Consider the following 2,340-nt stretch of genomic DNA (forward strand, 5'->3'; position numbering starts at 1 on the left):
TCGAGACCAACGACGAGTGGGCCGTCGCGCGGCGATACATGAGCCTTGAAACGCTCGCCCGCGTCACCGACAATCCCAACGTCAGGCTGCCTGCCGTGGCTACCTGACAGACCCAGACCTCTCAGAAGGTCGACGCTCCTACACCACGCCGTGGGGCACTATCCGCGTCCAATCCCTTCGCCAGCTTCTGCATGGAGTTGATCGTCGGCTGATTGCGCAGGCTTTCGACCCTGCCGACGAAGACCGTCGAGATGCCGGCGCGCCGGGCCAGTGCCTCTTGCGACAGATCCAGCGCCTCGCGCCGCCTTCTTAGCGCCGTGGCGAAGGCGGGAATGAGCGGATCTGTCGGGCGTGTCTTGATGCCAGAAATAATTGTCGCTGCCCCTCTTGCAAATATCACTGTATATTGCTCACATCGTGCAGTGAGTTCAATCAGTGTTCAGGGGTGGCCGATGCAGGAACCGGAAATCGACAATGGCCGCCTGAATGATGTTTCGACAGAGGGAGCGGACGGCCTGTCGCTGCCGGATCTATCGGATCTGATGCAGGCTGGCGGCGCCGGGGAAGGTGCTGACCACCAGATTGACCCTGAGTTCCCGACGACCCAAGCTGCGCTGGAACAGGCCTGGAGCGAATATGCGGCCTGCGACCGTCGCGCGGCCGAAGCGGGCTTTGCAGCGACTGACGCAGGCCGCGCAGCGATGGCGGAGATGGACCGGATCCAGCATCGCATCCGCGATCTCGAGACCGGGCTTGCGGCGCGGTCGGCCGGGAATCTGGCCGAATTGCGCCTCAAGATCGCGATGCTCTCGCTCGACGGCGCGCTGCGACCCGAGTTCGAGGCGGGCGTGCTGGCGGATGCGATGCGGCTGCTGGCGGCGCGGGAGAGGGGCTGATGCAGCCGCCCCGCTATTCCTTCGCCGGTTCCGCTTCGGCCTCGCGGACCAGATCCGACAGCGGCACGCCCAGCCCTTTGGCGAGCTTTTGCATGGTGTTGATCGTCGGCATGTGGCGGCCGAGCTCCAGGAGCGAAACAAAGCGCATCGAGACATCGGCGCGCCGGGCCAGCGCCTCTTGTGACAGGTCCTGCGCCAGGCGCCGGCGGCGCAGGACGGTGGCGAAGGCCTCGACCAAAGGCTCGACGGTGCGGGGCGCGGGTTTGATCGACAAGGGCTGTGCTCCGGATGGTTCGGGAAGGATGTTACACCGCAAATGCTATGAATTCAAATCGTGATCTGACGGAGGCCCGCGATGCCTGAGCAATCCCCCACCATCGACTGCGGCCATTGTGGCACGCCGGTCAAACGCAGCGTCCGGACTTGCCCCGCCTGCCATGCACAGCGCGGCGTCGGCCGCATCGCCAGCGGTCGCGTCGTCGGACCGGAAAAGATCCCGAAGCTGCGGCGCCTGCTGGCTTTGTCTCTGGCGGGGCTAGCGGTGTTCTGGGCGACCGGCGTCTGGGAAGGCGCCGTCGTCTGTGGCGCCGTCGCGCTGGGGCTGGTCTTTCAGTCTGGCAGCGTGATCTTCAGCCGCGGCCAGGAATATTGGTTCCGCTGAGGACCGCTGCCTGACCGCGTTCCCCAATCCCCTTTGATCTCACACGTCTTTCGCAGGAGTCCCGCATGAACGCAAAATCCCTTTTCCTCGGCCTCGCGCTGGCCGCCCTTGCCAGCCCGGTCGCGGCCGAGACCTATCTTGGCCGCTGCAAGATGGGCGAATGCCTGCATTACGACCAAAGCGACCGCCGTGTCGAAGGGCAGGGCTCGGCACGGGTGCCGGGTGATCTTGTCCGGGTCACGCTGCGTCAGGCGGTCTCGGCCCGGCCCGACACGCCGAAAAAGCGCCTGCAATTCGACGCGCCCTCCGAGGTGCGGTTCTTTTGCAGCACCGCCCGCCCGGCCTTCGGGATGCAGGGTGGCGGCGGCTATCAGGGGCTGAACCTCGGCCAGATCTCTGGTGCGACGGAACTGGTTGCGAACATGTATCTGCGCGCCTGCCATCCGGGCGTGGATCCCGGACGGAACATCGAGGCGACGCTGCAAGGCCTTGGCTATCGTCCGACGCCCGACGGGACGTTTGCCAGCTTCGAAGCGCTGATCCGCTAGGATCTACACGTCCGGGCCGCGATGCGCAACGCGGACAGCTGACGAACGCAATCCGCGCGCGGCGCGCAGGAGCCGCCGCCCAACGATTCCATGCACCAGATGACCCCCGCCGCGTCGCCGCGCGGCGGATATCCCACTTCTATGCCCGTTTCCGGAGGACGCCCCCATGCTCAAGACCCTCGCTCTGACCACCTGCCTCGGCCTGATCCTGGCCGCGCCGCTGGCCACCCCGTCG

5 protein-coding genes are annotated in these 2,340 nt (G+C 65.9%); 3 read left to right on the forward strand and 2 right to left on the reverse strand.

Going from position 1 to position 2,340, the window contains the following annotated elements; translation table 11 throughout:
* Positions 1 to 121: 121 nt before the first annotated feature.
* On the reverse strand, positions 122 to 400 hold the full coding sequence (locus tag DFP89_RS21220; protein WP_181870417.1) for a helix-turn-helix domain-containing protein: 279 nt from the start codon (positions 398 to 400) through the stop codon (positions 122 to 124).
* 52 nt (positions 401 to 452) lie between these two features.
* Here DFP89_RS21220 and DFP89_RS19855 point away from each other — a divergent pair, with 52 nt between their 5' ends.
* On the forward strand, positions 453 to 896 hold the full coding sequence (locus DFP89_RS19855) for a hypothetical protein (protein ID WP_114351026.1): 444 nt from the start codon (positions 453 to 455) through the stop codon (positions 894 to 896).
* 13 nt (positions 897 to 909) lie between these two features.
* Here DFP89_RS19855 and DFP89_RS19860 read toward each other — a convergent pair whose 3' ends face one another.
* A complete protein-coding gene (locus tag DFP89_RS19860; protein WP_245948907.1) occupies positions 910 to 1,170 on the reverse strand; it encodes a helix-turn-helix domain-containing protein in 261 nt (86 codons plus the stop codon).
* Between the two features lie 81 nt (positions 1,171 to 1,251).
* Between DFP89_RS19860 and DFP89_RS19865 the strand changes: the two genes are divergently transcribed.
* Positions 1,252 to 1,557, forward strand: coding sequence for a hypothetical protein (locus DFP89_RS19865; protein ID WP_114351027.1), 306 nt, complete (start codon positions 1,252 to 1,254; stop codon positions 1,555 to 1,557).
* Positions 1,558 to 1,622: 65 nt separating this feature from the next.
* On the forward strand, positions 1,623 to 2,105 hold the full coding sequence (locus DFP89_RS19870) for a hypothetical protein (RefSeq protein WP_114351028.1): 483 nt from the start codon (positions 1,623 to 1,625) through the stop codon (positions 2,103 to 2,105).
* Positions 2,106 to 2,340: the final 235 nt, after the last annotated feature.

Origin of the sequence: Paracoccus lutimaris (assembly GCF_003337565.1) — a bacterium.
In the GTDB taxonomy this organism is placed as follows: Bacteria; Pseudomonadota; Alphaproteobacteria; order Rhodobacterales; family Rhodobacteraceae; genus Paracoccus; species Paracoccus lutimaris.

What these genes read in the sequence shown, in the direction of transcription:
- DFP89_RS19865 (WP_114351027.1), top strand. Translation starts at nt 1,252, where the DNA reads ATGCCTGAGCAATCCCCCACCATCGACTGCGGCCATTGTGGCACGCCG.
- DFP89_RS19870 (WP_114351028.1), top strand. Translation starts at nt 1,623, where the DNA reads ATGAACGCAAAATCCCTTTTCCTCGGCCTCGCGCTGGCCGCCCTTGCC.
- DFP89_RS19855 (WP_114351026.1), top strand. Translation starts at nt 453, where the DNA reads ATGCAGGAACCGGAAATCGACAATGGCCGCCTGAATGATGTTTCGACA.